The following is a 23,329-nucleotide window of genomic DNA, read 5'->3' as shown; positions in this document are numbered from 1 at the left end:
CGACCGGTTACGCGGGGACCGTCTCGGCCGGCAGCGCCAGGTCCACCTCGACCGGACGCTCGTCGCCCGCGTGCGTCGCCGAGGAGGCGAGCGGGCCGTGGCCGGTGGCCTTGGCGGCCAGGACGTAGGGGCCCTCGGCGGGCACGGCCAGCACGTAGCTGCCGTCCTCGGCGGAGAGGGTGGCGCCCGCCTGGCGGCCGCGCCGGTCGATCAGGGTGACCTTGGCGCGGGCGACCGGGTCGCCCTCGGCGTTCAGGACGCGGCCGCGGAAGCCGCGGAGCACCTCGGTCGCCCGCTCCAGGGCGGCGTCCTCCTCGCTGCTGGCGCGCAGCTGGGGCTTGGTCGCCTGGCGTCGGCCGGGCAGGAACAGGGCCATGAGCAGGCCGACCGCCACCGCGCCCGTCGCGATCAGGAAGGAGACGCGGAAACCGTGCATGGTGGGGACGGCGACGCCGCCCACGTGATGGGCCGTGTTGGCGAGCACCATGCCGATGACGGCGCTCGACACCGACGTACCGATGGAGCGCATCAGGGTGTTCAGGCCGTTGGCCGCGCCCGTCTCCGACGCCGGGACGGCGCCGACGATCAGCGCGGGCAGCGAGGAGTACGCGAGGCCGATGCCCGCGCCCAGGACCACCGCGATGACGAGGCTCTGCCAGGCGGCGCTCATCAGACCGAGGCCCGCTCCATAGCCGATCGCGATGATCAGCATGCCGAGGATCAGCGTGACCTTGGGACCGTACTTGGCGGAGAGGCGGGCGTAGACCGGCGCGGTGACCATCATCGTCAGGCCGAGCGGCGCCACCAGCAGACCCGCGGTGACCATCGACTGGCCGAGGCCGTAGCCGGTGGCCTTCGGCAGCTGCAGCAGCTGCGGCAGGACCAGCGAGACGACGTAGAAGGAGACGCCGACCATGATCGAGGCGAGGTTGGTGAAGAGCACCGCGGGGCGGGCGGTGGTGCGCAGGTCGACCAGCGGAGCCTTCAGACGCAGCTCCATCACGCCCCACAGGACGAGCACGACGGCCGACGCGGTGAACAGGCCGAGCGTGGTGGCCGAGGTCCAGCCCCAGTCGCTGCCCTTGGTGATCGGCAGCAGGAAGAGGACGAGGCCCACGGAGAGGCCTATCGCGCCCAGCACGTCGAAGGTGCCCTCGGCGCGCATCGGGGACTCCGGCACGACGAGGAGGGTGAGGAGGATCGAGAGGACGCCGAGGCCGGCGGCGCCGTAGAAGAGGGCGTGCCAGTTCGCGTGCTGCGCGACCAGGGCCGCGGCGGGCAGCGCGAGTCCGCCGCCGACGCCGATCGAGGAGCTCATCAGAGCCATCGCCGAGCCGAGCTTCTCGCGGGGCAGCATGTCGCGCATCAGGCCGATGCCGAGCGGGATCGCGCCCATGGCGAAGCCCTGGAGCGTACGGCCCACGATCATCGGCAGCAGGGTGCTGGTCAGGGCGCTGATCAGCGCGCCGACCACCATCACGGCCAGGCTGGTGAGCAGCATGCGCCGCTTGCCGAAGAGGTCGCCGAGGCGCCCCATGATCGGCGTGGCCACGGCGCCCGAGAGCAGAGTCGAGGTCAGCACCCACGTGGCGTTGCTGGGCTCGGTGTTCAGCAGCGTCGGCAGGTCCTTGATGACCGGGACGAGCAGGGTCTGCATCACCGCGACAACGATGCCCGCGAAGGCGAGCACCGGCACGGTCGCGCCGCTCGGCCTCCGCGTGGGCTGGTCGGTCGTCGTGTGCGTCATGGGGTGGGGCCTCCAGGCCGGAAGAAGAGACGTACTCAGGTAGTGCGGGGGGAGGGTGATCCGTGCGGGATACGGGCGGTCGGGTCGACGATCCGGGTGAGTGATCCGTGCGGGATACGTGCAAGTTGAACCCGGTGCGCCCGGGCAACTATTCCGATGCTTCGGCGCACTAACGAATTCTTGACCTTTCCATGGGGATCTGACCTACCGTCAGAATGGAACGTGTTCTAGTCTGGCGCGCACCTTGGGCCTTGGGGAGGCGGGCATGGGCATCGGGACCACGCCGGAACAGCGGGATCTGGCCGAGGCCGTACGCGGCTGGATCGCGCGAGCCGTACCACCCGAGGAGGTCCGCAAACTGCTCGACGCGCCGGGCGGCGGCAGACCCTCCTACTGGGACGCACTCGCCGCGCAGGGACTGCTCGCCGTGCACCTTCCGGAGCCGTACGGCGGTGGTGGCGGCGACCTCGTCGACCTCGCCGTCGTCGTGGAGGAGGCCGCGCGGGCCGCACTACCGGGGCCGTACCTCGCGAGCGCACTGGCGTCGCTGGTACTGGAACGGGCGGCGGGGGCGGTGGGGCCGGACGATCTCCTGCGGTCGCTGGGGTGCGGGGAGCGGGTCGGCGCCGTGGCGTTCGACGCGGGGACCCTGACCGCGGTCGCGACGGACGAGGGGTACGTGCTCGACGGGACCGCGCCGCCCGTCCTGTCCGGCGCCGACGCGGACGTCCTGATCCTGGCGGCCGCGGGCGCGGGCGCGATCGGGACGGTGTGGCTGGCCGTGGATGCCGCCGAACTCGTCGTACGGCCCCACGAGAGCGCCGATCCGACGCGGGCGACCGCCGAGGTCCGGGCGGAGGGGGTGCGGGTGCCGGCCGGCCGCGTCCTCGCCGCCGACTCGGACCTGGTCCGCGACCTCGGCGCCGCCCTCCTGGCCGCGGACGCGTGCGGCACCGCCGCGTGGGCGCTGGACACCGCCGCCGAATACGCCAAGGTCCGCGAACAGTTCGGCCGCCCCATCGGCCGCTTCCAGGGCGTGAAGCACCTGTGCGCCGACATGCTCGTACGGCTCGAACAGGCGCGGGCGCTCACGTGGGACGCGGCCCGAGCGGCTCAAGAGCCGGTTGGGGCGGGGAGGCGGGCTGCTCAAGGGTCGGTTGGGGCAGGGGGGCGGGCTGCTCAAGGGTCGGTTGGGACAGGAGGGCGGGCTGCTCAAGAGCCCTTTGGCGAAGAGGGGCAGGCGGCTCAAGAGCCTTTTGGGGAAGAGGGGGAGGCGGCTCAAAAGCCAAGCGGTGCACGGGAGTTGGTGTCGGCCCTCGCGGCCGGTGCCGCGCTCGACGCCGCGTACTCCTGCGCCAAGGACTGCATCCAGATCCTCGGCGGGATCGGGTTCACCTGGGAGCACGACGCCCACCTGTATCTGCGCCGGGCGGTGGTGGCACGGCAGTTGCTCGGGACGGGGGACGTACACCTGCGGCGGGCCGCGCGGCTCGCACGGGACGGCGTACGGCGGGAGCTGCGCCTGGAGCTGCCGGCGGAGGCGTCCGCGTACCGGGCGAAGGCCCGCGAGGCGATCGACGGCGCGCGCGGGCTCGATCCGGCGGCCGCACGACGGCTGCTGGCGCCCACGGGGTACGCCGCCCCGCACCTGCCCCCGCCGTACGGACTCGGCGCCGAGCCCGTCCAGCAGCTCGCCGTACAGCAGGAATTGGCGGCGGCGGAGGTACGGATCAGCGATCTGGGGATCGCCACCTGGGTCGTACCGTCCCTCATCGCGTACGGCACCGAGCGGCAGCGGGAGCGCTGTCTGCTGCCCACCCTGCGCGGGGACCTCCTGTGGTGCCAGCTCTTCTCGGAGCCGGGCGCCGGGTCCGACCTCGCGTCGCTGCGGACCCGGGCCGAGCGGACCGCCGACGGGCGGTGGCGGGTCAACGGGCAGAAGGTGTGGACGAGTGCCGCGCAGTGGGCCGACTACGGAATCCTCCTCGCGCGGACGAATCCGGCGGCGTCCAAGCACAAGGGGCTCACCTACTTCGTCGTCGACATGAAGAACACGGACGGCATCGACATCCGCCCCCTGAAGGAGATCACCGGGGACTCCCTCTTCAACGAGGTCTACTTCGACGACGTGCTGCTGCCGGCGGACGCGGTCGTCGGTGAGGTCGACGACGGCTGGCGCGTCGCCCGCAACACGCTCGGCAACGAACGCGTGCACATGGCCGACCAGTTGACGTTCGACACGGGACTGGAGGCCCTGATCGCGCAGGCGGCTTCCGTGGACGAGGCGCGGTTGGGTGCCCTGCTCGCCGAGGCGCACGCGCTCGCCTGTATCGGGCTGCGGACGACCCTGCGGCAGGTGTCCGGGGTGGAACCGGGCGCGGGCGCCTCCGTGCGGAAGCTGGTGCAGACCGCGCACCAGCAGAAGGTCGCCGAGCTCGGGCTCGAACTCCTCGGCCCGGCGGGAGCGTTGTGCGAGGGCGTCGGCGAGCGAGCCGTGCACGGCTTCCTGCTCTCCCGCTGCCTGACCATCGCGGGCGGCACCACCCAGGTCCAGCTCAATGTCGTCGCCGAGCGCATCCTCGGCCTGCCCAGGGACTGAGAGGAAACTCATGAAGACGTACCTCGTCGGGGTCGGTATGACGAAGTTCGAGAAGCCCGAGACCCGGGAGTGGCAGTACTGGGACATGGCCAAGGAGGCGGGCACCAACGCCCTGGCCGACGCCGGGATTTCGTACGCCGATGTGGAGCAGGTGCCCGTCGGATACTGCTTCCAGGCCTCGACCGCCGGACAGCGCGCCGCCTACGAACTGGGCCTGACCGGTGTGCCCGTCTACAACGTCAACAACAACTGCGCGACGGGATCGAGTGCGTTGATGCTGGCACGGCAGTTCGTCGAGGGCGGCCTCGCCGACTGCGTCCTGGCGCTGGGGTTCGAGAAGATGAAGCGGGGAGCGCTGGGGGGCGGAGCGGACGGCGGGGCCCGCGGCGGAGCCGCTGATGATTGGAGCAAGACGTCCCCGGTGGCCCGGCACTACGGAATCATGGCGGCCCGGCACGGCTTCGAGATGTCGCCGCCCACCGCGCAGATCTTCGGCGACGCGGCGCGAGAGCACATGGAGAAGTACGGCACGACGGAGGCGCAGTTGGCCGCCGTCGGCGCCAAGAACCACCGGCACTCGGCGCACAACCCGTACGCCCAGTTCCAGGACGTGTACTCCGTCGACGAGATCCTCGCCGCCCGGACCGTGCACCGTCCCCTCACCAAGCTCCAGTGCTCGCCGACCTCGGACGGCGCGGCGGCGGCCCTCGTGGTGTCCGAACGGTTCGTCGAGCGGAACGAGTTGGCGGACAAGGCCGTCGAGATCGTCGCCCAGGCGATGACCACCGACACCGACGAGTCCTTCGCCTCCGGCTCGTGCATCGACGTCGTCGGACAACCGATGTCGCGAGAGGCCGCCCGCCAGGTCTACGAGCGGTCCGGACTCGGCATCGAGAACGTGGACGTCGTAGAACTCCACGACTGCTTCTCGGTCAACGAGCTGCTGACCTACGAGGCGCTCGGCATGTGCGCGGAAGGCGAGTCCGGCAAGCTCATAGAGTCCGGCGCCACCACCTACGGCGGACGCTGGGTCGTGAACCCGTCGGGCGGCCTCATCTCCAAGGGACATCCACTGGGCGCGACCGGGATCGCACAGGCGGCGGAGCTGACCTGGCAGCTCCGCGGCGAGGCGGGGGCCCGCCAGGTGCCCGGCGCACGCGTGGCCCTCGCGCACAACATCGGGCTCGGCGGGGCAGCGGTGGTGACGCTGCTACGGGCGGGCGCTCTTTAGCCGTGCGGCGATCTCCAACCTGCGGGGGAGAGGAATGTCCGGCTCGGTGCGGCGGTCTTCATCCTGCGGCGGGCACGTCCAGCTCCGTGCGTCGACCTCTTCAGCCCCGGCCGGCAAGGTCCAGCCCGTCCGGCGTTTGAGGACGAGGCCGTTCAGGCCGAAGCGGGGGTCTGGGGGCGGCAGCCCCCAGGTACGGGACGGGTAGGGGCGGAGGGGGCGAAAACCGCTTCTGACCCGGCGGCGATGGGGCCTGCGGACTCCCCCATCGGAGGCAGCCCCGAGGCCCACAATCATGTGGAGGTCCTGGTGCCGCGTCGGCCAGGGTTTGCCCGTTGAGGAGCGGCGTCCGGTGCGTGCTCTGGGGGTCCCCCCGGCCGAAGGCTGGGGGAGTGCCGGCCGGAAGTCCTCGTACTGGACGTACTTGGGCTTTCGGCCGGTGCGGCGAGTGGGGGCACCTCCCACGCCCTTGAGGCAGTGGGGGAGCGTGCCGGGCGTCGCGACGGGGCGAACCTCGGCTGACGCGGCACCAGGTCCCACGACCGACGCCCGAGCGCGGCGAAATCCCGATGCAAGGACCGCAACCCGGTTGAGAGCATGACACCCATGCTCCGAGCCGCCGAAGACGACACCCGCATATCCGAACGCACCGCCCCGCCCACGTGGATGGTGGTCGCACTCGCCTGCGCCGGCCAGTTCCTGGTCGTACTGGACGTGTCCGTGGTCAATGTCGCGCTGCCCTCCATGCGCACCGACCTCGCACTGAGCGCACCGGGACTCCAGTGGGTGGTGAACGCCTACTCGATCGCCTTCGCCGGATTCATGCTGCTCGGCGGCCGAGCCGGTGATCTGTACGGCCGCAAGCGGATGTTCCTGGTGGGGCTCGCGCTGTTCACGCTGGCCTCACTCGGCGGCGGCCTCGCCCAACAGGGCTGGCAACTGCTGGTCGCGCGGGCCGTGCAGGGCCTGGGCGCCGCCGTACTCGCCCCCTCGACGCTGACGATCCTCACGTCGGCCGTCCCGGAGGGCGCCGCACGCGCGCGTGCCATCGCGACGTGGACCGCAGTCGGTGCCGGGGGCGGCGCGGCCGGCGGCCTGGTCGGCGGGCTGCTGGTCGACGGCCTGTCGTGGCGGTGGGTGCTGCTCATCAACGTGCCCGTCGGCGCGGTGGTGCTGGCCGGGGCCGCCCGCCGGCTGGTGGAGAGCCGGGCCGGAGACGGCCGCCGCCTCGACCTGCCGGGCGCGCTGCTGGTGACGGCGGGGCTCGCGACACTGGCGTACGGGATCGTGCAGACGGAGGCCGAGGGGTGGACGGCGGCGGTGACGTTGGTGCCGCTGTGCGCCGGCCTTGCCCTGGTAGGACTCTTCCTCCTTGTCGAGGCACGGACGAAGACCCCCCTGATGCCGCTGAAACTGCTGCGCCTGCGAGCGGTGTCGTCGGCGAACGCGGCCATGTTCGTCTGCGGCTCCGCGATGTTCTGCATGTGGTTCTTCATGACGCTCTACGCGCAGAACGTGCTCGGCTACTCGCCGCTGGGCGCCGGGCTCGCGCTGGTGCCCAGTTCGCTCGCGGTGGTCCTCGGCTCGAAGCTGGCACCGCGCTTCATGCCGGTGGTCGGCGCGCGCAATGTGGCGGCAATCGGCACGGTGGTGGCCGCGGCGGGCTTCGGCTGGCAGTCGACGATGACGGCGGACGGCTCGTATCTGACGGCGATCATGTTCCCGGGAATCCTGATGATGGCGGGCGCGGGCCTGGCCGCGACACCGCTCGCCGCGCTGGCGACCTCGGGCGCGGCACCGAGGGACGCCGGGTTGGTGTCCGGTCTGGTCAACACCTCGCGCACGATGGGCGGTTCGCTCGGGCTGGCGATCATGTCGACCATCGCCGCGGCCCGCACGGGCGACAGCGCCTCGGGGGAGGCCTTGACGGCCGGGTACGCGCTGGCGTTCCGGACGAGCGGGTTCCTGCTGCTGGGCGGGACGGTGCTGATGCTGGTGTGGCTGCCGCGCAAGACTTCCGGCATCGCCCGGGGCTGAGGCGACGAGGAATTCCGGGGCCGAGGCAACGAAATCCGATCCTGGTGGACTCCTTCAGACATCCAGGAGGTGCCCATGGGGGATCGGAAGCAGGCTCGGGACGAGGAGTTCCAGAGCTTTGTCATCGGCCGCTGGCCGCGGTTGATGCGTACGGCATTTCTCCTTACGGGGGAGCAGCACGCCGCGGAGGACCTGGTCCAGTCGACGCTGGAGCAGGTGTACGTGGCCTGGCGCAGGGTCGGGGCGGCCGACGACCCGGAGGCGTATGTACGGCGCGTGATGATCAACGCGCATGCTCGCAAACACCGCAGAAAACTCAAGGAGTTCCTCGCGCCGAAGGACGACTCGGGCCTCACGCACGAGCTGCCGGACAGCGGTGACCGGATCGCCCAGGCCGACGACCGCAGCGCGCTGCTGAAGGCGCTTTCCCAACTGCCCGCGCGACAGCGCGAAGCGGTGGTCCTTCGCTACTGGGAGGACCTGAGCGAGAGCCAGGCGGCGGAGGCGATGGGCTGCTCGGTGGGCGCGGTGAAGAGCAACGCGGCCAAGGGGATCGCGAAGCTGCGGGCCATACCGGGGCTGGCCGACATGGTGACGCACGGAGGGCGGAAGTGATGAGCGCGGACCGGGAGACGAATCACGACATGGCGACACACAGGGACATCGCCCTCCTGCTGGCCGAGGCCGCGGACGAGGTCGAGATCGGTATAGCCCCCTACCAGGCGGTGGTCCGCGGCGGCCGACGCCGCAAGGCCCGCCGCTGGACGATCGCGGCCGCCGCGGCACTGGTGATCGCCGGTTCGACGGGGACGCTGGCGCTGGCCGGGGGTCTGGACGGCGACGGGGGCCGGGTTGCGCCGATGGCCACCCAGCCGCCGACGGCCGAGGACCGGCACGTATACGAGCCGCAGGGGACCACCGTGGCAAGGGGCACCGACCACGGCAAGGTCTGGCAGGTGAGCATCGACGTCTGGGGAGCCCCGAAGAACGAGGCGGAAGCGCAGTACCAGCGCACGCTGATGGGTGAGTACGGGGCTGCGCCGGTGGGAGTGCGAAAGGCCTCGGAGCTGATCGGCAAGGGCTGGGTCTTCGTGCGCCTGGACGTGGGCGACGACCGTCCGACGACGGTGGTGCAGGGACCGGTGGAGAAAGGCGACTCCCTGTCGGGCACGGACATCCTGACCTACTCGATGCCGCTGGAGTCGGGCGACTCCGACAAGGTCGGTGCACCGCACCGCCTGGTGATCGGCAAGGTCGCTCCGACCGCGGAACAGGTCACCTGCACCTGGGACGACGGCACGACGACCAAGGTCATGAGGGCTGCCCCGGGCACGGGCCTCACCTCGGACTTCGAGGATCTGATCCGCCCGGTGGACGGCTCCCAGCCCGACTGGTTCGTGTGCCTGGGGCCGGAGGGCAAGAGCTCCCAGTCGGTGAAGGTGACGAAGTGACCTGAGAGGACCAGGGGCCGGCTCTCGGGTCGGCCACGGGTTCTCTCACGTCACCCGTCGGGGGACGAGTTCCGCCGGACCGCCGGGCCGCGGCTACAGCCACCCCTGCTGGCGGGCCTCCCGCATCGCCTCCATGCGGTTGCGGGTGCCCGTCTTGCCGATGGCGGAGGAGAGGTAGTTGCGGACGGTCGACTCGGAGAGGTGGAGCTTGGCGGCGATGTCGGCGACGGTGGCGCCGTCCACGGAGGCCTTCAGTACGTCGCACTCGCGGGCGGTGAGCGGATTGGGCCCGGCGCTCAGCGCTGCCGCGGCGAGCGCGGGGTCGATGACCGTCTCCCCGGTCAGCACCCGCCGGATCGCCTCGGCCAGATCCTCCACGGGCCCGTCCTTGACGAGGAACCCCGCGGCGCCCGCCTCCATGGCCCGTCGCAGATACCCGGGCCGTCCGAAGGTGGTGAGGATCAGCACCCGGCAGTCGGGCGCCTGTTCGCGCAGTTCGGCGGCGGCGTCCAGCCCGCTCATCCCGGGCAACTCGATGTCCAGCAGGGCCACATCCGGCCGATGCGTCAAGGCCGCGTCCACGATCGCGTCCCCCGCGGACACCTGCGCGACCACCTCGATGTCCGCCTCCATCCCGAGCAGCAGAGCGAGCGCGCCCCGCATCATTCCCTGATCCTCGGCAAGCAGGACACGAATGGACTTGGCGGGCCGGTGGTCCTGCGGCATCTCGTTCACGGGCCAAGGGTAGGGCGCGGGGACCGGCGCCGATGCGGGGGCGGTACGTCGGCGGGCGCAGAGCTCCGCGGCGGCCCCGACCGTCCAGCGGCGGGCCTTGCGGCGCCGGCCGCCGCGGACCTCCCGCCGCCTGCGGACCGGACCGGTGCCCCGGTGCGCTCCGCGGCGGCCCCGACCGTCCAGCGGCGGGCCTTGCGGCGCCGGCCGCCGCGGACCTCCCGCCGCCTGCGGACCGGACCGGTGCCCCGGTGAGCCGATTCCGCGGCCTGGCACCGGAGTTCAGCGCCCCGTGGCAGGATGGGCTCCGTCGGTGGTGTCGGGGAGGGCGCCGGTGATGCCTCGACGAGGTCCCGGGCGCCGAGGTGTTGTTCGGCGACGTGGGACTGCCCGGCCGCCCGGCCCGTCTCGGCGGTGGTCCTGGTGCCGTGTCGGCCAAGGTTCGCCTCGTCGCGACGCGCGGCACGCTCCCTCACTGCCTCAAGGGCGTGGGAGGTGCCCCCACTCGCCGCACCGGCCGAAAGCCCAAGTACGTCCAGTACGAGGACTTCCGGCCGGCACTCCCCCAGCCTTCGGCCGGGGGGACCCCCAGAGCACGCACCGGACGCCGCTCCTCAACGGGCAAACCCTGGCCGACGCGGCACTAGGCCGGCGCCTCCGTCAGGTTCGCCGCATCCGGCGCATCCACCGGAAGTTCGGCCCTCACCCGGAACCCCCCGCGCGAAGCCGGCCCCGCCTCCAGTGAGCCGCCTGCCGTGGCCAGGCGTTCGGTGAGGCCCTTGAGTCCGGTGCCGCCGATGCCTTCCACGGGCTCCGCGGTTGAGGTACCGGTGCCGTTGTCGGAGATGGTCAGGCGGACGCGGTCGGGGGTGCCGTCGAGGGTGATGTCGCAGCGGGTCGCGGCGCTGTGGCGTACGACGTTGGTGACCGCCTCGCGGAGCACCCAGCCCAGCAGGGCCTCGGTCTGGGGGACGAGGGGCGGGCCGGACTGCCGTACGACCGGATCGACGCCCGTGGCGGACAGTGCCGAACGGGCGCGGTCCAGTTCCGTGGCGAGGCTGCCCTCGCGGTAGCCGGTGACCGCCTCGCGGATCTCCGTGAGGGCCTGGCGGCCGACCGACTCGATGTCCGTGACCTGGACGAGGGCCGCGGCCAGGTCGCGGTGGGCCAGCCTGCGGGCCGCCTCCGACTTCACCACGATGACGGAGAGCGTGTGGCCCAGCAGGTCGTGCAGATCGCGGGAGAAGCGCATGCGTTCCTTCTCGACGGCGCGGCGTGCCAACTCCTCGCGGGCGGCGCGCAGTTCGCGTACCGCTTCGGAGAGGGAGAGGATCGCGGCCGTCACCATCGTCGACAGGAAGGTGCCGTACGCGACGTTCACCGCGTCCCAGCCCGACCGCACCGAGGAGACCACCGCCGCGAGCGCGGTCAGGCCGAGGCCGATCTTGCCGAGCCACGGGCCGCGCAGGACGGCGCCGGTGGCGAGCCCCAGCAGCGGGAAGAAGTACAGCCAGCTGCCGCCGTACCCGATGGCCAGCCCGCAGGTGACCAGGGCCATCAGGACGAGCGCCACCAATGTGGAGCGGGACTCGCGCTTGTCCTTCACGAAGGACCGGAAGGTCACGAAGATGTACAGGGAGTTGAAGGCGAGCAGGCCGATGGCGCCGATCCAGGGCTGTGGCGTCTTGCCCTGGAACAGGTTGGAGAAGGCGCCCATGCCCATCAGCAGCCATGGCAGCAGGGCGAAGCCGGTGGGGGGCGGACCCGGATTCTCGGGCATCTTCCCGCCGCTCTTGCGGGCGGCCCGCTGCTCGGCCTTGAAGCGTTCCATGTCGGCCTTCCAGCGCGCCCGCTCCGCCCGCCATGCCTGCACCTGGCAGGTGACCCCTCGCATCCAGGACATCGCCCACTCCCCCCGGTTCAGACGGTCCGTGCGGACCGACGGTACGAGAACACAGCGTACGAACCGAACGCCAGCAGCCAGGCCGTCAGCACCCCCACCGCGCCGAGGCCCGGAGCGTGGCCGTCCGCGACCGAGACGCCGAGCTGCGCGAACCGGTTCGTGGGGGTGTACGCCGACAGGGAGCGCAGCCAGCCCGGGAACAGGGCGAGCGGGAACCAGAGACCGCCGATCACCGAGAGCCCCAGGTTGCACACCATGTTGGCGACACCGGTCGTCTGCGCGGTGAGCCGGTAGCCGTTGCCGAGGCCCAGCAGCGTGAAGGGTATCGAGCCGAGCCACAGCAGCACCGCGATCGCCGCCCACTGCCAGACGTCCAGCCGTACGCCGTTGACCACGCAGCCCGCCGCCAGGACCGCGGTGATCGCGGGCAGTACGGTCACCGAGCCGGTCAGCGCCCGCCCCAGCACCACTTCGCGCGGCGTCATCGGTGTCACCCGCAGCTGCCGCAGCCAGCCGATCACCTTGTCCTCGGCGACCCCGCCGCCGGTGTTCAGGGCGGAGCCCACCGCGCCGTACGCGGCCATGCCGACCATGGAGGCGGTCTTCCAGTCGCCGTCATCGCCGCCGCCGAGGTTGGTGAAGAGGAGGTACATCATCACCGGCATCGCGATGCCGCCGATGACGAATCCGGTGTCGCGCAGCGTCCGGCGCACTTCGAGCCGCAGATAGTCCAGCATCACACCGTCTCCAGGACATCCGACGGCGCACCCGAGGTGAGCGCCATGAACGCGTCGTCCAGGGACGCGGGGACGACCTCCAGGCCGCGTATCGCCCCCCGCTCGGCCAGCGCGATCACCGTCGCGTCCGAGTCGTCGGTGCGCAGATGGGCCCGGTCCCCGCGCACCTCCACGGCGACCACGCCGGGCAGCAGGGTCAGGCCCTCCGTGCCGCGGCCCGCTAGGTCGAAGGAGACCAGATTGCCGCCCACCGACCGCTTCAGCTGCTCTCCGGTGCCGTCGGCGACGATGCGGCCGTGGTCGATGACGACGATCCGATCGGCGTGCGCGTCGGCCTCCTCCAGATAGTGCGTGGAGAAGAGGACCGTGTGGCCGCGCCGGGCATACGCCCGCATCGACTCCCAGAAGGCGTGCCGCGCCTCCACGTCCAGCGCGGCGGTCGGCTCGTCGAGCACGATCAGCGCGGGGTTCCCGGCCAGCGCCACCGCGAACCGCACCCGCTGTGCCTGCCCGCCGGAGAGCCGGTCGACGCGCCGCCCGGCCAGCTCCGCGATGCCGGCGAGCTCCAGCGCGTCGGTCACCGGCAGCGGCGCCGGATAGCGCCCGGCGACGAAGGAGACCAGCTCCTGGACGGTGACGCGCGGCACCGGCCGGGTCTCCTGCAGCATCGCGCCGACCTTCCCGGCGCGCACCGCCTCCTGCGGGGGCCCGCCGAAGAGCGTGACCGAGCCCTCGTCCGGCTCGTCCAGGCCCAGGAGCAACGAGATCGTCGTCGACTTCCCCGCTCCGTTGCGCCCCAGCAGCGCGACCGTCTCGCCGCGTGCCATCTCCAGATCCACCCCCGCCACGGCGCGTACGTCCCCGAAGCTCTTGACCGCCCACGCGAAGGACACGGCGGACGGTGTCCCAGTCGTCTGTGTCATGGGTACGACGCTATGAGCAGGGCGCCGGGCCCGGCAGATGCACATGTCAGCAATCGGCCGGGACAAATGTCACGGCCAACAGATCTGACATGGCGTCAGTAGTCTTCACAAGTGCCGGGCGCTGGGCTATACAAGGGTCGCCGGACTGGAACGCGTTCTAGAACGGGCGGGTTCCGCGGCCCAGTGTCGACCTCGGTGCGGCCGACGGTGCGGACGGCCGCACCGAGGTCTCAGGTCCTAGTGATCAGGAGCCCCATGCCCATTGACGCCGCCAAGGCCGTCGCCGCCGAGCCCCGGACCGGAGAGATCACCTGGAGTCACAAGGACGTCCAGCTCTACCACCTGGGCCTGGGCGCGGGCGTCCCCGCGACCGACCCCGACGAGCTGCGCTACACCCTCGAATCCAGGCTGCACGTCCTGCCCAGCTTCGCCACCGTCGCGGGAGCCGGCTCACCGGGCGTGATCAGCGGCCTGTCCATGCCCGGCGTCGAGGTCGACCTCCCGCGCGTGCTGCACGGCGGCCAGACCGTCCGGCTGCACCGCCCCATCCCGGTCGAGGGCAAGGCGCTCGCCACCGGGCGTATCGCGGCCGTCTACGACAAGGGCAAGGCCGCGATCCTCGTCATGCGCACCGAAGTCGCCGACGCCGACGGCCCGCTGTGGACCAACGACGCCCAGATCTTCGTACGAGGAGAAGGGGGCTGGGGAGGAGACCGGGGGCCGTCCACGCGCCTCGAACCGCCGACGGGCGAGCCCGACAGGACCGTCGAGCGTCCGATCCGCGAGGACCAGGCCCTGCTGTACCGGCTCTCCGGCGACTGGAACCCGCTGCACGCCGACCCCGAGTTCGCCAAGCTCGCCGGTTTCGACCGGCCGATCCTGCACGGGCTGTGCACGTACGGCATGACGCTCAAGGCGGTCGTCGACACACTGCTCGGCGGCGACGTGGCACGGGTCCGCTCGTACACCACACGCTTCGCCGGTGTCGTCTTCCCCGGCGAGACCCTGCGCATCCGCCTGTGGCGGCGGGAGGGCGGGGTCCAGGTGGCGGTGAGCGCCGTGGAGCGGGACGACGCGCCGGTGCTGGCCGACACCATCGTCGAACACTCGTGAGCCCAGCCCATTTCTGAGGGGAGCCGCACCATGCGCGCAGCCGTACAGCACGAGATAGGCCAGGACAAACTCGAAGTACTCGACGACGTCGAGGCGGTGGGCTTCGGGCCCGGCAAGGTGAGGATCCGGGTGCGGGCCACCGGGCTGTGCCACTCGGACCTGTCCGCGATGAACGGCGTACTGCCGCAGCCGGCGCCGTTCGTGCCCGGGCACGAGGGCGCCGGCGAGATCACCGAAGTCGGCGACGGAGTGGGCCACTTGAAGCCCGGCGACCGGGTCGTCGTCTGCTGGCTGCCCGCCTGCGGCGTCTGTCCCGCCTGCAAGCGCGGGCAGACCGAACTGTGCCTGGCCGGCTTCATGAACGCGGGCACGCCCAACTTCAGGCGCCCCGGCGGCGATGTCTTCGGCTTCGCCGGCACCGGCACCTTCACCGAGGAGGTCGTCGTCGACGCGGGCTGCGCGGTCCCGATCCCCGACGACGTGCCCTTCGACATCGCGGCCCTCATCGGCTGCGGCGTCACCACCGGACTCGGCGCCGCCCTCAACACCGCGGACGTGGATGCCGGTTCGTCGGTCGCCGTCATCGGCTGCGGCGGCGTCGGCATCTCCGCGATCCAGGGCGCGCGGCTCAAGGGCGCCGCCGAGATCGTCGCCGTCGACCCGGTCGCCTCGCGCCGCGAGGCCGCGCTCGGGTTCGGTGCGACGAAGGCCGTCTCCCCGGACGAACTCGCCGACGCCAAGCAGTCGGTGACCGGCGGCGAGGGCTTCGACTACGTCTTCGAGGTCGTCGGCAGGTCCGCCACCGCCCGCACCGCCTACGACCACACCCGCCGCGGCGGCACCCTCGTCGTCGTCGGCGCGGGCGCCATGGACGACTTCCTCCAGCTCAACATGTTCGAGCTGTTCTTCGACGAGAAGCGGATCCTGCCGTCGATGTACGGCGGCGGGGACGTCCTGCGGTCCTACGAGCGCACCGTCGCCCTGTGGCGCGCGGGCCGTATCGACCTGGAGGGCCTGATCACCCACCGGGTGCCGCTCGCCGAGGTCAACGAGGCCCTCGACCAGATGCGCAGCGGCACCGCCCTGCGTACGTGCATCGAGATCTGATCCCACAACCGCTAAGGACCTTGATGTCACTGCCACTTGAAGGTCTCACCGCGATCGTCACCGGCGCGGGGCGCGGGCTCGGACGGGCCGAGGCGCTGGAACTCGGCCGACTCGGCGCGGCCGTGGTCGTCAACGACTACGGGCAGCCCGGGCGGGACGGCTCCGGCGAGGCCTCGGCCACGCCCGCCGAGGAGGTCGCCGCGGAGATCCGCGCGGCGGGCGGCCGGGCCGCCGCCCACACCGGGGACGTCGCCGACCACGAACAGGCCCGCGCACTGATCCAGTTGGCGGTCACCGAATTCGGGAAGCTCGACATCCTGGTCAACAACGCGGGCATCCTGCGCGACCGGATGATCTTCTCGATGTCCGAGGACGAATGGGACTCGGTCGTCCGGGTGCACCTCAAAGGCCACTTCAACACGACCCACTTCGCGTCCGTGCACTGGCGGGCGCGCTCCAAGGAGGTTGACGGGCCCGTGTACGGGCGGATCGTGAACACCTCGTCGGAGGCGTTCCTCGCCGGTTCGGCGGGACAGCCCAACTATGCCGCCGCGAAAGGCGGAATCGTCGGGCTGACGACCTCGACGGCGCTGGCGCTCGCGAAGTACGGCGTGACGGCGAACGTCATCTGCCCGCGTGCCCGGACGCGTATGACCGAGGACGTGTTCGCCGGCTTCGCCGAGTCCGGCGAAGGGCTGGATCAGCTCGCACCCGAACATGTCGCCCCGCTCGTCGGCTACTTGGCCTCGCCCGCCGCCGCGCACGTCAATGGCCAGCTGCTCGTCGTGCACGGCGGCATGGTCGCGATCGTCGAACGCCCGCGGGTGGCCGCCAAGTTCGACACCAAGCAGGACGCCTTCACGTACGACGAGCTGGACGCCCTGCTCACTGCGCACTACGCGGACCGCCCGAAGGGCGAGACGTTCGCGGCGGTGGAGGTGCTGGGGCTCAAGCACGGATAGCTCTGCGGAGGCTTCGGGTGTCGGTTTCGGGTGCCGGGGGTCGGCTGCCGGTCTTTCGGGTGTCGGTTTCGGGTGCTGGGTGCTGGGTGCCGGGTGCCGGGTGCCGGGTACCGGGTGTCGGTCCTTCGGCGTCGGCTACGGGGCCCGGGCGTCGGCTGCCGGCCTATCGGGCTTCGGCCATCGGTCTCGGGAGTCGGCCCTTGGTCCTGGGCGTCGGCTAACGGTCTTTTGGACGTCGGCTATTGGTCTCGGGTGTCGGCTCTCGCTCCTCCGGGCTCAGTAGCCGTCCGTCCGTCGACAGGGGCGGGTGCGTCAGCTGTGGCAGATAGTGGCGGAAGAACAGGTCCGCGAACTCCTCGTCACTGAACAACGATCCCAGCTCGTCCCTCACCCGGATCGCCAGGCTCCCCTTCGGGAACGCGGCCCGAGCCACCCGCACCGTCTCCGCCGGGATCTCCCCGGATCCCTTCGGCTGCATCGGCATCCGCACCCACCCCATACGACAACGTCGGCCTTCAAGACCACAACCAGGTCTTGAAGGCCGACGTCACGTGCAGCCCCGAATTAACCAACAGCGTCCGCCATGGCGAGCGGGGCCGTGTGCCGGGTTCGGCGTGCCGTCAGGCCGCGTTGTCCTGGTCGGACGGCTTGCGGTGGCGGCCCTGCGGGATCGCCGCGTCGTCGTGGCCGGAGATCGGGCCGCGGTGCCTGCCATGGCCTTCGGCCTGAGCCGTGGCCTCGTGGGAGTCGGTTCCCGGCGCTTCCATCGTGCTGATGTCGCTCACTGAAGTGTTCACCCCGTATGCAAGATCCTTCTTTTACAGCCGGGGGATTCTAACCGGCGGTCATTGCGGGGGCGTCGGTGGGGGAGAGCTCTGCACCCCTAGCACGCCGACCCTCTCCCAAACACCCGGCTTCGGTCGTGCAGGGGGGACGGGACCCGCATCGCCCCTGGGGGCTGAGCCCCCGGACCCCCCTCCGGCTTGAAGGGCCTCGTGCTCGAACGCCGCACGGGCCGCGGGCACCTGAACGGCCGCGCCGTCAAAGGCCGCACGGGCCGCGGGCACCTGAACGGCCTCGCCCTCAAACGCCGGACGGGCGGAGGGTGTCTGGGCGGGCTCGTTCAGTTGGAGCCCTGGGGTGTTCAGTCGCACGCCCCGGCGGTTCAACTGCACCACCCGGCCCTTCAGCGGTGCCTGTTGGAGCGGGACCGGGCGGGCCGACGTTCGTGTCTCGGGGCCCTGGCCGGCGTCCCGGTCAGGGCCCCCTTCCCCCGTGGGCGCTGCCACCCGTGCCACCCCGCACGGCACCGCTGCCGTCGCGTACGGCAGGTGCAGCACCCCCTCTCTGGTCCACAGGCCGGTGCCCGCCAACCAGCCCTCGGGAGCCGGGAGATGGTGGACCTGGCGTTCGGCCGGGCGCCAGATGCCGAGCCAGGTGCCCGCCGGGCCGTCGATGCGCAGGGCGACCGCGCAGGTCTCGGGGGTGAGCATCTGGCCCGGCTGGATCGCGAAGGGTGTCACCGCGATGGGGGCGCCCCCGGTCGAACGCAGTTGAGACCGGGGGACGGTCAGGCGCAGGCACTCCGGGAAGCGGATGGGCAGGGTGCTGCCGACGACGCCCCAGCCGAGGCGGTCGTGGCCCGGGGACGGGGCGTCGGAGCGGACGAGGAGGAGGCCGCTGTCGGCGTCCGCGAGGAGCAGGCGGTCGTTGCTGTGCTCGGCGATCTGGAGGAACGGTGACATTTCACCGCCGCGTTCGAGGTCGACGACCACCGTCTTGGTGCGGCCGTTCTGGAAGCGGTCGAGCGCGAGCAGACGGCCGGTGCCGTCCAGCCACACCCCGCCCGAACAGTGGCCCGGCACCTGGGCCCGATGCTCCGGACCGAACGCGCCGCCCGCCACCAGCCACACCGCGGTGGAGCCACAGCCCACGGCGAGGGCGTACGCGCGCTGCCCGCCCGGCGCGGGCGGCAGCAGCCGCAGCCGGGTGTCCTTGTCGGGGCACTCCACGGCGCCCAGCGGCAGCTCGCCGGTGCCGGGCCCGGTCGGGTACAGCAGCGAGAAGACGTGCCGTCCGTCCGTCACGCGGTGGATCAGCACCCTTCCGTCGGTCAGCGGCAGCACCTCGGTGCCGGGCTCCTCCGGCTGGTGGGCCGGCAGCGGTACGGCGTACGGCTCAGGGCCGTCCAGCGTCCAGCGCTCCGGGTACCAGCAGTCGCCGGCCAGGGTGAGACGCGCCGCGTACGTGCCGTCAGCGGTGATCACACAGGTGGGACGGGCGGTCCAGTCGTTCGCGTCGTGGTTCGCCTCTTGGCGCGCGTCTTGGGTCTCGTCCTCGTTCTCCGCCACGGGCTCCGTCGCACAGGCTGTCATCGTTCGGTCACCTCCGGCGACGAAGCTAGTTTTCGTACGCACAGACGTGGGACCGACGGGCGGCGGCTTCACACATAAGGGTGGCCATGTCGGGATTCGCCTGAGGGAACGGGGGCGGATGTGCTGGCCGGTGGTGGGGAGGCAGGGGTGGGAGACCGGGTGCCCGGACCCGCCCGCCGCCGGGGTTGCCGGTCGAGTGGCCCGCGACCGGACGGACAGGGACGTAAGGCAGGTAGCCTTTCCCCGTGCCCCGTCTGTCTGAAGTCATCGCCGCGCTCGACACCCTCTGGCCCTCCGAGAGGGCCGAGGACTGGGACGCGGTCGGCACCGTCTGCGGTGACCCCGACCAGGAGGTCACGCGCGTACTGTTCGCGGTCGACCCCGTCCAGGACATCGTCGACGAGGCGCTGAAACTGGGTGCCGATCTGCTGGTCACCCACCATCCGCTCTATCTGCGCGGTACGACGACGGTGGCGGCCACCGGCTTCAAGGGCCGCGTCGTGCACACCCTGATCAAGAACGACATCGCGCTGCACGTCGCGCACACGAACGCCGACCGCGCGGATCCGGGAGTCTCCGACGCCCTCGCGGGCGCGCTGGACCTTCGAGTCGTACGCCCCCTCGTGCCGGACCCCACCGACCCGGACGGCCGCCGGGGCCTCGGCCGAGTCTGCGAGCTGGACCATCCGCTGACCGTCCGCGAACTCGCCGCGCGCGCCGCCGAGCGGCTGCCCGCCACCGCGCAGGGCATCCGCGTCGCGGGCGACCCCGAGGCGCTGGTACGGACCGTCGCGGTCAGCGGCGGCTCCGGCGACAGCCTCTTCGACGACGTACGCGCCGCCGGCGTGGACGCCTTCCTCACCGCGGACCTGCGCCACCACCCGGCGTCCGAGGCCCGCGCCCAGAGTCCTCTCGCGCTGCTCGACGCGGCGCACTGGGCCACCGAGTGGCCCTGGTGCGAGCTGGCCGCCGCCCAGCTCGACGAGATCTCCGACCGTTATGGATGGGGCCTGAGGGTCCACGTCTCGAAGACGGTCACCGACCCCTGGACCGCCCACGCGGCCTCTACCACCGACACATCAGGAGCCCCCAACTGAACGCCGCGCCCGCCGACCAGATCCGACTTCTCGACGTCCAGGCCCTCGACGTGCGCCTCCAGCAGCTGGCGCACAAGCGGAGGTCGCTGCCCGAGCACGCCGAGATCGAGTCGCTGAACAAGGACCTCACGCAGCTGCGTGACCTGCTCGTCGCCGCGCAGACCGAGGAGAGCGACTGCGCCCGCGAGCAGACCAAGGCCGAGCAGGACGTCGACCAGGTGCGCCAGCGCGCCGCCCGCGACCAGAAGCGTCTCGACTCGGGTGCCGTGTCGTCCCCCAAGGACCTGGAGAACCTCCAGCGCGAGATCACCTCCCTCGCCAAGCGCCAGGGCGACCTCGAGGACGTCGTCCTGGAGGTCATGGAGCGCCGCGAGTCCGCCCAGGAGCGTGTCGCCGAGCTGACCGAGCGGGTCTCCTCCGTCCAGTCGAAGATCGACGACGCGACCGCGCGCCGGGACGCCGCCTTCGAGTCCCTCGACGGCGAGACCGCGACGGCGAACAAGGAGCGCGAAGTCATCGCCGGCGCGATCCCCGCCGACCTCCTCAAGCTCTACGACAAGTTGCGCGAGCAGCAGGGCGGCGTCGGCGCGGCCCGGCTCTACCAGCGCCGCTGCGAGGGCTGCCGCCTGGAGCTCAACATCACCGAGGTCAACGAGGTGAAGGCGGCCTCTCCGGACACCGTGCTGCGCTGCGAGAACTGCCGCCGCATCCTGGTGCGCACGTCCGAGTCCGGTCTCTAGGCCTGATCTGTAAATCGGTGTAAATCGGTGTGAATCTGTAAGGGGCTTGACGCGTGCGGGAGTTCATCGTCGAGGCCGACGGCGGTTCCCGGGGCAACCCGGGGCCCGCGGGCTACGGCTCCGTGGTCATCGACGCGGCCACCGGGGAGACGCTGGTGGAGCGCGCCGAGTACATCGGCATCGCCACCAACAACGTCGCGGAGTACCGGGGGCTGGTCGCGGGTCTGACGGCGGCCCGTGAACTGGACCCGGCCGCACGCGTCCGGGTCCGAATGGACTCCAAGCTCGTCGTCGAGCAGATGTCCGGCCGTTGGAAGATCAAGCACCCGGACATGAAGCCGCTGGCCGCCGAGGCCGCGCGGGTCCTCCCGCCCGAGCAGGTCACGTACGAGTGGATCCCGCGCGAGCAGAACAAGCACGCGGACCGGCTCGCCAACGAGGCGATGGACGCGGGCAGGCGGGGCGAGCAGTGGTCGCCGTCGGCCTCGACGGCGGAACTGGACGCGCGCGCGGCGCGGTCCGCGGCGCCCGAGCCGACGGGCCCGCCCGGGGACGCGGCGGCGGGCGCGGCGAAGGCACGGGCGGCACTGGCGGGGACGCGCGGCGGCGTGGCTCCCACGGAGGCGCCGGCTTCCGGAGCGCCCCGTCAGGGGCGCGGGGAACTGCGCGACCAGCCACAGACGGCCTGCAGTACGACGACTTCCGGCAGTCACCCGTCACCCGGCGGCGGAGCCGCACAGGCCGGCGCCGATGTCCGCGCCGCGCGGAACGTGGCGACGGCGGCGAGCGAGACGACCGGGGCGAGTGAGACGACCACGGCGCCGACCGTCGGCTGGGGCGCGCCCCCCGACCTGGGCGCCCCCGCCACCTTCGTACTCCTGCGCCACGGCGAGACCCTCCTGACCCCGCAGAAGCGGTTCTCGGGCAGCGGCGGCACCGACCCGTCGCTGTCGGACGTGGGCCGGGAACAGGCCGAGCGGGTCGCTGCGGCGCTGGCCGCGCGCGGCACGATCCAGGCGATCGTGGCGTCACCGCTCACCCGGACCCGGGAAACCGCGGGGGCCGTCGCCGCCCGCCTCGGGCTCGACGTGGTCATCGAGGACGGGCTGCGCGAGACGGACTTCGGAGCCTGGGAGGGGCTGACGTTCGGCGAGGTGCGGGAGCGCTACCCCGACGACCTGAACGCCTGGCTGGCCTCGCCGAAGGCCGAACCGACCGGCGGCGGCGAGAGCTTCGCGGCGACCGCTCGCCGCATGGCCACCACCCGCGACAAGCTGATCGCCTCCTACGCGGGCCGCACCGTCCTGCTCGTCTCGCACGTCACCCCGATCAAGACCCTCGTACGCCTGGCCCTCGGCGCCCCGCCGGAGTCCCTGTTCCGTATGGAACTGTCCGCGGCCTCGCTCTCCGCGGTGGCGTACTACGCGGACGGCAACGCGAGCGTCCGGCTGTTCAACGACACGTCTCACCTGCGCTGATCACGTGCGCTGCGCGGCACGCCCGGCACGCCCGGCACGCCCGGCACGCCCGGCCGCGCGCTCGCGCAGGATCTCGGCCGTCTCCCGGTCCGCCGGGAGAAACGCCTCCAGGTGGAGTTCGGCGAGCGTGACGTCCAGCGCCGTCGCGAACGACGTCAGCGTGGTGAGCAGTCTCAACTCGCCCTCCGGGCACCGCAGTCGCAGGGGTACGGCGAAGCCGAGGTAGTCCGCACCGGGCTCGCTCGCCGGTACGTACCCCGCCAACTCCTCGGCGAGCGCGCCGAGGTGGGGATCCGGGCTGCGTCTGGCCCGGGCCCGTAGGTTCTCCACGATGTGCTGCCCCCACGCGTCCAGGTTCACCACCCGTGACGCCATCCCGCGCGGATGCAGGGCGAGCCGCAGCACGTTGACGGGTGGTGCGAGCAGTTCCGGGGCGGCCCCCTCGGTGAGCACGTCGAACGCCTCGTTGGCCGCGACGAGTTCACCCCGCGGCCCCGCCACCACGGCCGGATAGGGCAGATGCCCTTCGAGAATGCTGTCCAGCGCCTCCCGTACGGGCTTCAGCGCGACCGCGTCGAGCGGTGACTCGGCGAAAGCGGGCGCGTAACCGGCCGCCAGAAGCAGTGAGTTGCGCTCCCGCAGCGTGAGCTCCAGCGACTCGGCGAGCCTGATCACGATCTCTCTGCCGGGCACCGAACGCCCACGCTCGATGAAGCTGACGTACCGCTGCGTCGTCCCCGCCCGCGAGGCGAGCTCCAGCTGGCTGACCCGGCGCGCGGTGCGCCAGCGCAACAGCTCCCGGGCGAAGGGAGGAGGCTCGGTGGAGATGCTGGTGGTCATGGGATCAGTTGTACGTCACGGGTACGACATCGCGGTCTCTGCGACGTGGCCCGCGCCAGGACGACAGCCATCTCTGCGACGGCAGCCGTCTCCGCGACCTTGCAGTCCCGGCGGGCTGTCATACCTCGCTGCCCCGGCGGGCCGTCATACCTTGCCGGGAAGCGGTTCGCGAAGACGCTCAGGTTGTCGCCCGAGTAGCGGCCTCCGCGGTCATCGTCCGAGTGGCGAATGCTCGATCGTCATCCGAGTGGTGATGGCGC

Annotated in this window: 19 protein-coding genes and 1 pseudogene; 11 read left to right on the top strand and 9 right to left on the bottom strand. The window is 71.8% G+C overall.

The window, feature by feature from the left end; genetic code table 11:
• Positions 1 to 7 precede the first annotated feature (7 nt).
• Entirely contained in the window at positions 8 to 1,747 is a 1,740-nt protein-coding gene (locus tag OG390_RS15340; protein WP_406168311.1) for an MFS transporter, read from the bottom strand.
• Between the two features lie 265 nt (positions 1,748 to 2,012).
• On the opposite strand from OG390_RS15340, the gene OG390_RS15335 reads away from it, so the two are divergent.
• The 5 genes from OG390_RS15335 (at position 2,013) to OG390_RS15315 (ending at position 9,062) form a co-directional block, all read left to right on the top strand.
• Positions 2,013 to 4,346 (top strand): acyl-CoA dehydrogenase, encoded by a 2,334-nt coding sequence (locus OG390_RS15335; RefSeq protein WP_406168310.1) that lies wholly within the window; start codon positions 2,013 to 2,015, stop codon positions 4,344 to 4,346.
• A gap of 10 nt (positions 4,347 to 4,356) precedes the next feature.
• Positions 4,357 to 5,577, top strand: coding sequence for a lipid-transfer protein (locus tag OG390_RS15330; protein WP_406168308.1), 1,221 nt, complete (start codon positions 4,357 to 4,359; stop codon positions 5,575 to 5,577).
• A 594-nt stretch (positions 5,578 to 6,171) separates the two neighbouring features.
• A complete protein-coding gene (locus tag OG390_RS15325) occupies positions 6,172 to 7,611 on the top strand; it encodes an MFS transporter (protein WP_406168306.1) in 1,440 nt (479 codons plus the stop codon).
• 75 nt (positions 7,612 to 7,686) lie between these two features.
• Entirely contained in the window at positions 7,687 to 8,226 is a 540-nt protein-coding gene (locus OG390_RS15320; protein WP_369246235.1) for a SigE family RNA polymerase sigma factor, read from the top strand.
• Positions 8,227 to 8,255: 29 nt separating this feature from the next.
• A complete protein-coding gene (locus tag OG390_RS15315) occupies positions 8,256 to 9,062 on the top strand; it encodes a hypothetical protein (protein ID WP_406168304.1) in 807 nt (268 codons plus the stop codon).
• A 93-nt stretch (positions 9,063 to 9,155) separates the two neighbouring features.
• Here the strand turns inward: OG390_RS15315 and OG390_RS15310 are convergent, their stop codons facing one another.
• The 4 genes from OG390_RS15310 to OG390_RS15295 all read right to left on the bottom strand — a co-directional run bounded on the left by OG390_RS15310 (position 9,156) and on the right by OG390_RS15295 (position 13,357).
• The gene (locus tag OG390_RS15310) at positions 9,156 to 9,788 is read right to left on the bottom strand and encodes a response regulator (protein ID WP_406177680.1); all 633 of its coding nucleotides are present in this window, start codon (positions 9,786 to 9,788) and stop codon (positions 9,156 to 9,158) included.
• A 649-nt stretch (positions 9,789 to 10,437) separates the two neighbouring features.
• Positions 10,438 to 11,697 (bottom strand): histidine kinase, encoded by a 1,260-nt coding sequence (locus OG390_RS15305; protein ID WP_406168302.1) that lies wholly within the window; start codon positions 11,695 to 11,697, stop codon positions 10,438 to 10,440.
• A 17-nt stretch (positions 11,698 to 11,714) separates the two neighbouring features.
• Positions 11,715 to 12,434: an ABC transporter permease gene (locus OG390_RS15300; protein WP_406168300.1), complete on the bottom strand. Its 720-nt coding sequence runs from the start codon at positions 12,432 to 12,434 to the stop codon at positions 11,715 to 11,717.
• Positions 12,434 to 13,357 carry an ATP-binding cassette domain-containing protein gene (locus OG390_RS15295; protein WP_406168298.1) on the bottom strand — a complete coding sequence of 308 codons (924 nt, stop codon included), beginning with the start codon at positions 13,355 to 13,357 and terminating at the stop codon, positions 12,434 to 12,436. Before OG390_RS15295 ends, OG390_RS15300 begins: the two co-directional genes overlap by 1 nt.
• 255 nt (positions 13,358 to 13,612) lie before the next feature.
• Here OG390_RS15295 and OG390_RS15290 point away from each other — a divergent pair, with 255 nt between their 5' ends.
• Genes OG390_RS15290 through OG390_RS15280 form a run of 3 tightly spaced genes read left to right on the top strand, consistent with a single transcriptional unit; the run spans position 13,613 to position 16,539 of the window.
• A complete protein-coding gene (locus OG390_RS15290) occupies positions 13,613 to 14,470 on the top strand; it encodes a MaoC/PaaZ C-terminal domain-containing protein (protein WP_406168296.1) in 858 nt (285 codons plus the stop codon).
• Positions 14,471 to 14,500: 30 nt separating this feature from the next.
• A complete protein-coding gene (locus OG390_RS15285; RefSeq protein WP_406168294.1) occupies positions 14,501 to 15,577 on the top strand; it encodes a Zn-dependent alcohol dehydrogenase in 1,077 nt (358 codons plus the stop codon).
• Positions 15,578 to 15,600: 23 nt separating this feature from the next.
• Positions 15,601 to 16,539: a 3-oxoacyl-ACP reductase gene (locus OG390_RS15280; protein WP_406168293.1), complete on the top strand. Its 939-nt coding sequence runs from the start codon at positions 15,601 to 15,603 to the stop codon at positions 16,537 to 16,539.
• Positions 16,540 to 16,756: 217 nt separating this feature from the next.
• Here OG390_RS15280 and OG390_RS15275 read toward each other — a convergent pair whose 3' ends face one another.
• The 3 genes and pseudogenes from OG390_RS15275 to OG390_RS15265 all read right to left on the bottom strand — a co-directional run.
• A complete protein-coding gene (locus OG390_RS15275; protein WP_406178366.1) occupies positions 16,757 to 17,023 on the bottom strand; it encodes a hypothetical protein in 267 nt (88 codons plus the stop codon).
• 136 nt (positions 17,024 to 17,159) lie between these two features.
• Complete coding sequence (locus OG390_RS15270; RefSeq protein ID WP_406168291.1) at positions 17,160 to 17,336, bottom strand: hypothetical protein; 177 nt, start codon at positions 17,334 to 17,336, stop codon at positions 17,160 to 17,162.
• Positions 17,337 to 17,708: 372 nt separating this feature from the next.
• Positions 17,709 to 18,914 (bottom strand): annotated as a pseudogene (locus tag OG390_RS15265) (hypothetical protein); the annotation flags it as partial.
• 245 nt (positions 18,915 to 19,159) lie between these two features.
• Here OG390_RS15265 and OG390_RS15260 point away from each other — a divergent pair.
• The 3 genes from OG390_RS15260 to OG390_RS15250 are packed head-to-tail and all read left to right on the top strand — an operon-like array spanning position 19,160 to position 22,229.
• Positions 19,160 to 20,011 carry a Nif3-like dinuclear metal center hexameric protein gene (locus tag OG390_RS15260; protein ID WP_406168289.1) on the top strand — a complete coding sequence of 284 codons (852 nt, stop codon included), beginning with the start codon at positions 19,160 to 19,162 and terminating at the stop codon, positions 20,009 to 20,011.
• Positions 20,008 to 20,751, top strand: a complete 744-nt coding sequence (locus OG390_RS15255; protein WP_406177678.1) for a zinc ribbon domain-containing protein — start codon at positions 20,008 to 20,010, stop codon at positions 20,749 to 20,751. Before OG390_RS15260 ends, OG390_RS15255 begins: the two co-directional genes overlap by 4 nt.
• Before the next feature lie 53 nt (positions 20,752 to 20,804).
• Positions 20,805 to 22,229, top strand: coding sequence for a bifunctional RNase H/acid phosphatase (locus tag OG390_RS15250; RefSeq protein ID WP_406168287.1), 1,425 nt, complete (start codon positions 20,805 to 20,807; stop codon positions 22,227 to 22,229).
• Here OG390_RS15250 and OG390_RS15245 read toward each other — a convergent pair whose 3' ends face one another.
• Positions 22,230 to 23,069, bottom strand: coding sequence for a helix-turn-helix domain-containing protein (locus OG390_RS15245; protein WP_406168285.1), 840 nt, complete (start codon positions 23,067 to 23,069; stop codon positions 22,230 to 22,232). It abuts the gene before it with no gap.
• Positions 23,070 to 23,329 lie beyond the last annotated feature (260 nt).

This window comes from Streptomyces sp. NBC_00996 (genome assembly GCF_045162675.1).
Classification (GTDB): Bacteria; Actinomycetota; Actinomycetes; order Streptomycetales; family Streptomycetaceae; genus Streptomyces.
Note: the sequence above shows the minus strand (reverse complement) of the source record. Positions and strands in the feature narration are given on the sequence as shown.

Excerpts from the sequence above, each read along its gene's own strand:
- OG390_RS15340 (WP_406168311.1), bottom strand. The coding sequence starts at position 1,747 with ATGACGCACACGACGACCGACCAGCCCACGCGGAGGCCGAGCGGCGCG.
- OG390_RS15335 (WP_406168310.1), top strand. The coding sequence starts at position 2,013 with ATGGGCATCGGGACCACGCCGGAACAGCGGGATCTGGCCGAGGCCGTA.
- OG390_RS15330 (WP_406168308.1), top strand. The coding sequence starts at position 4,357 with ATGAAGACGTACCTCGTCGGGGTCGGTATGACGAAGTTCGAGAAGCCC.
- OG390_RS15325 (WP_406168306.1), top strand. The coding sequence starts at position 6,172 with ATGACACCCATGCTCCGAGCCGCCGAAGACGACACCCGCATATCCGAA.
- OG390_RS15320 (WP_369246235.1), top strand. The coding sequence starts at position 7,687 with ATGGGGGATCGGAAGCAGGCTCGGGACGAGGAGTTCCAGAGCTTTGTC.
- OG390_RS15315 (WP_406168304.1), top strand. The coding sequence starts at position 8,256 with ATGGCGACACACAGGGACATCGCCCTCCTGCTGGCCGAGGCCGCGGAC.
- OG390_RS15310 (WP_406177680.1), bottom strand. The coding sequence starts at position 9,788 with ATGCCGCAGGACCACCGGCCCGCCAAGTCCATTCGTGTCCTGCTTGCC.
- OG390_RS15305 (WP_406168302.1), bottom strand. The coding sequence starts at position 11,697 with ATGTCCTGGATGCGAGGGGTCACCTGCCAGGTGCAGGCATGGCGGGCG.
- OG390_RS15300 (WP_406168300.1), bottom strand. The coding sequence starts at position 12,434 with ATGCTGGACTATCTGCGGCTCGAAGTGCGCCGGACGCTGCGCGACACC.
- OG390_RS15295 (WP_406168298.1), bottom strand. The coding sequence starts at position 13,357 with ATGACACAGACGACTGGGACACCGTCCGCCGTGTCCTTCGCGTGGGCG.
- OG390_RS15290 (WP_406168296.1), top strand. The coding sequence starts at position 13,613 with ATGCCCATTGACGCCGCCAAGGCCGTCGCCGCCGAGCCCCGGACCGGA.
- OG390_RS15285 (WP_406168294.1), top strand. The coding sequence starts at position 14,501 with ATGCGCGCAGCCGTACAGCACGAGATAGGCCAGGACAAACTCGAAGTA.
- OG390_RS15280 (WP_406168293.1), top strand. The coding sequence starts at position 15,601 with ATGTCACTGCCACTTGAAGGTCTCACCGCGATCGTCACCGGCGCGGGG.
- OG390_RS15275 (WP_406178366.1), bottom strand. The coding sequence starts at position 17,023 with ATGCCGATGCAGCCGAAGGGATCCGGGGAGATCCCGGCGGAGACGGTG.
- OG390_RS15245 (WP_406168285.1), bottom strand. The coding sequence starts at position 23,069 with ATGACCACCAGCATCTCCACCGAGCCTCCTCCCTTCGCCCGGGAGCTG.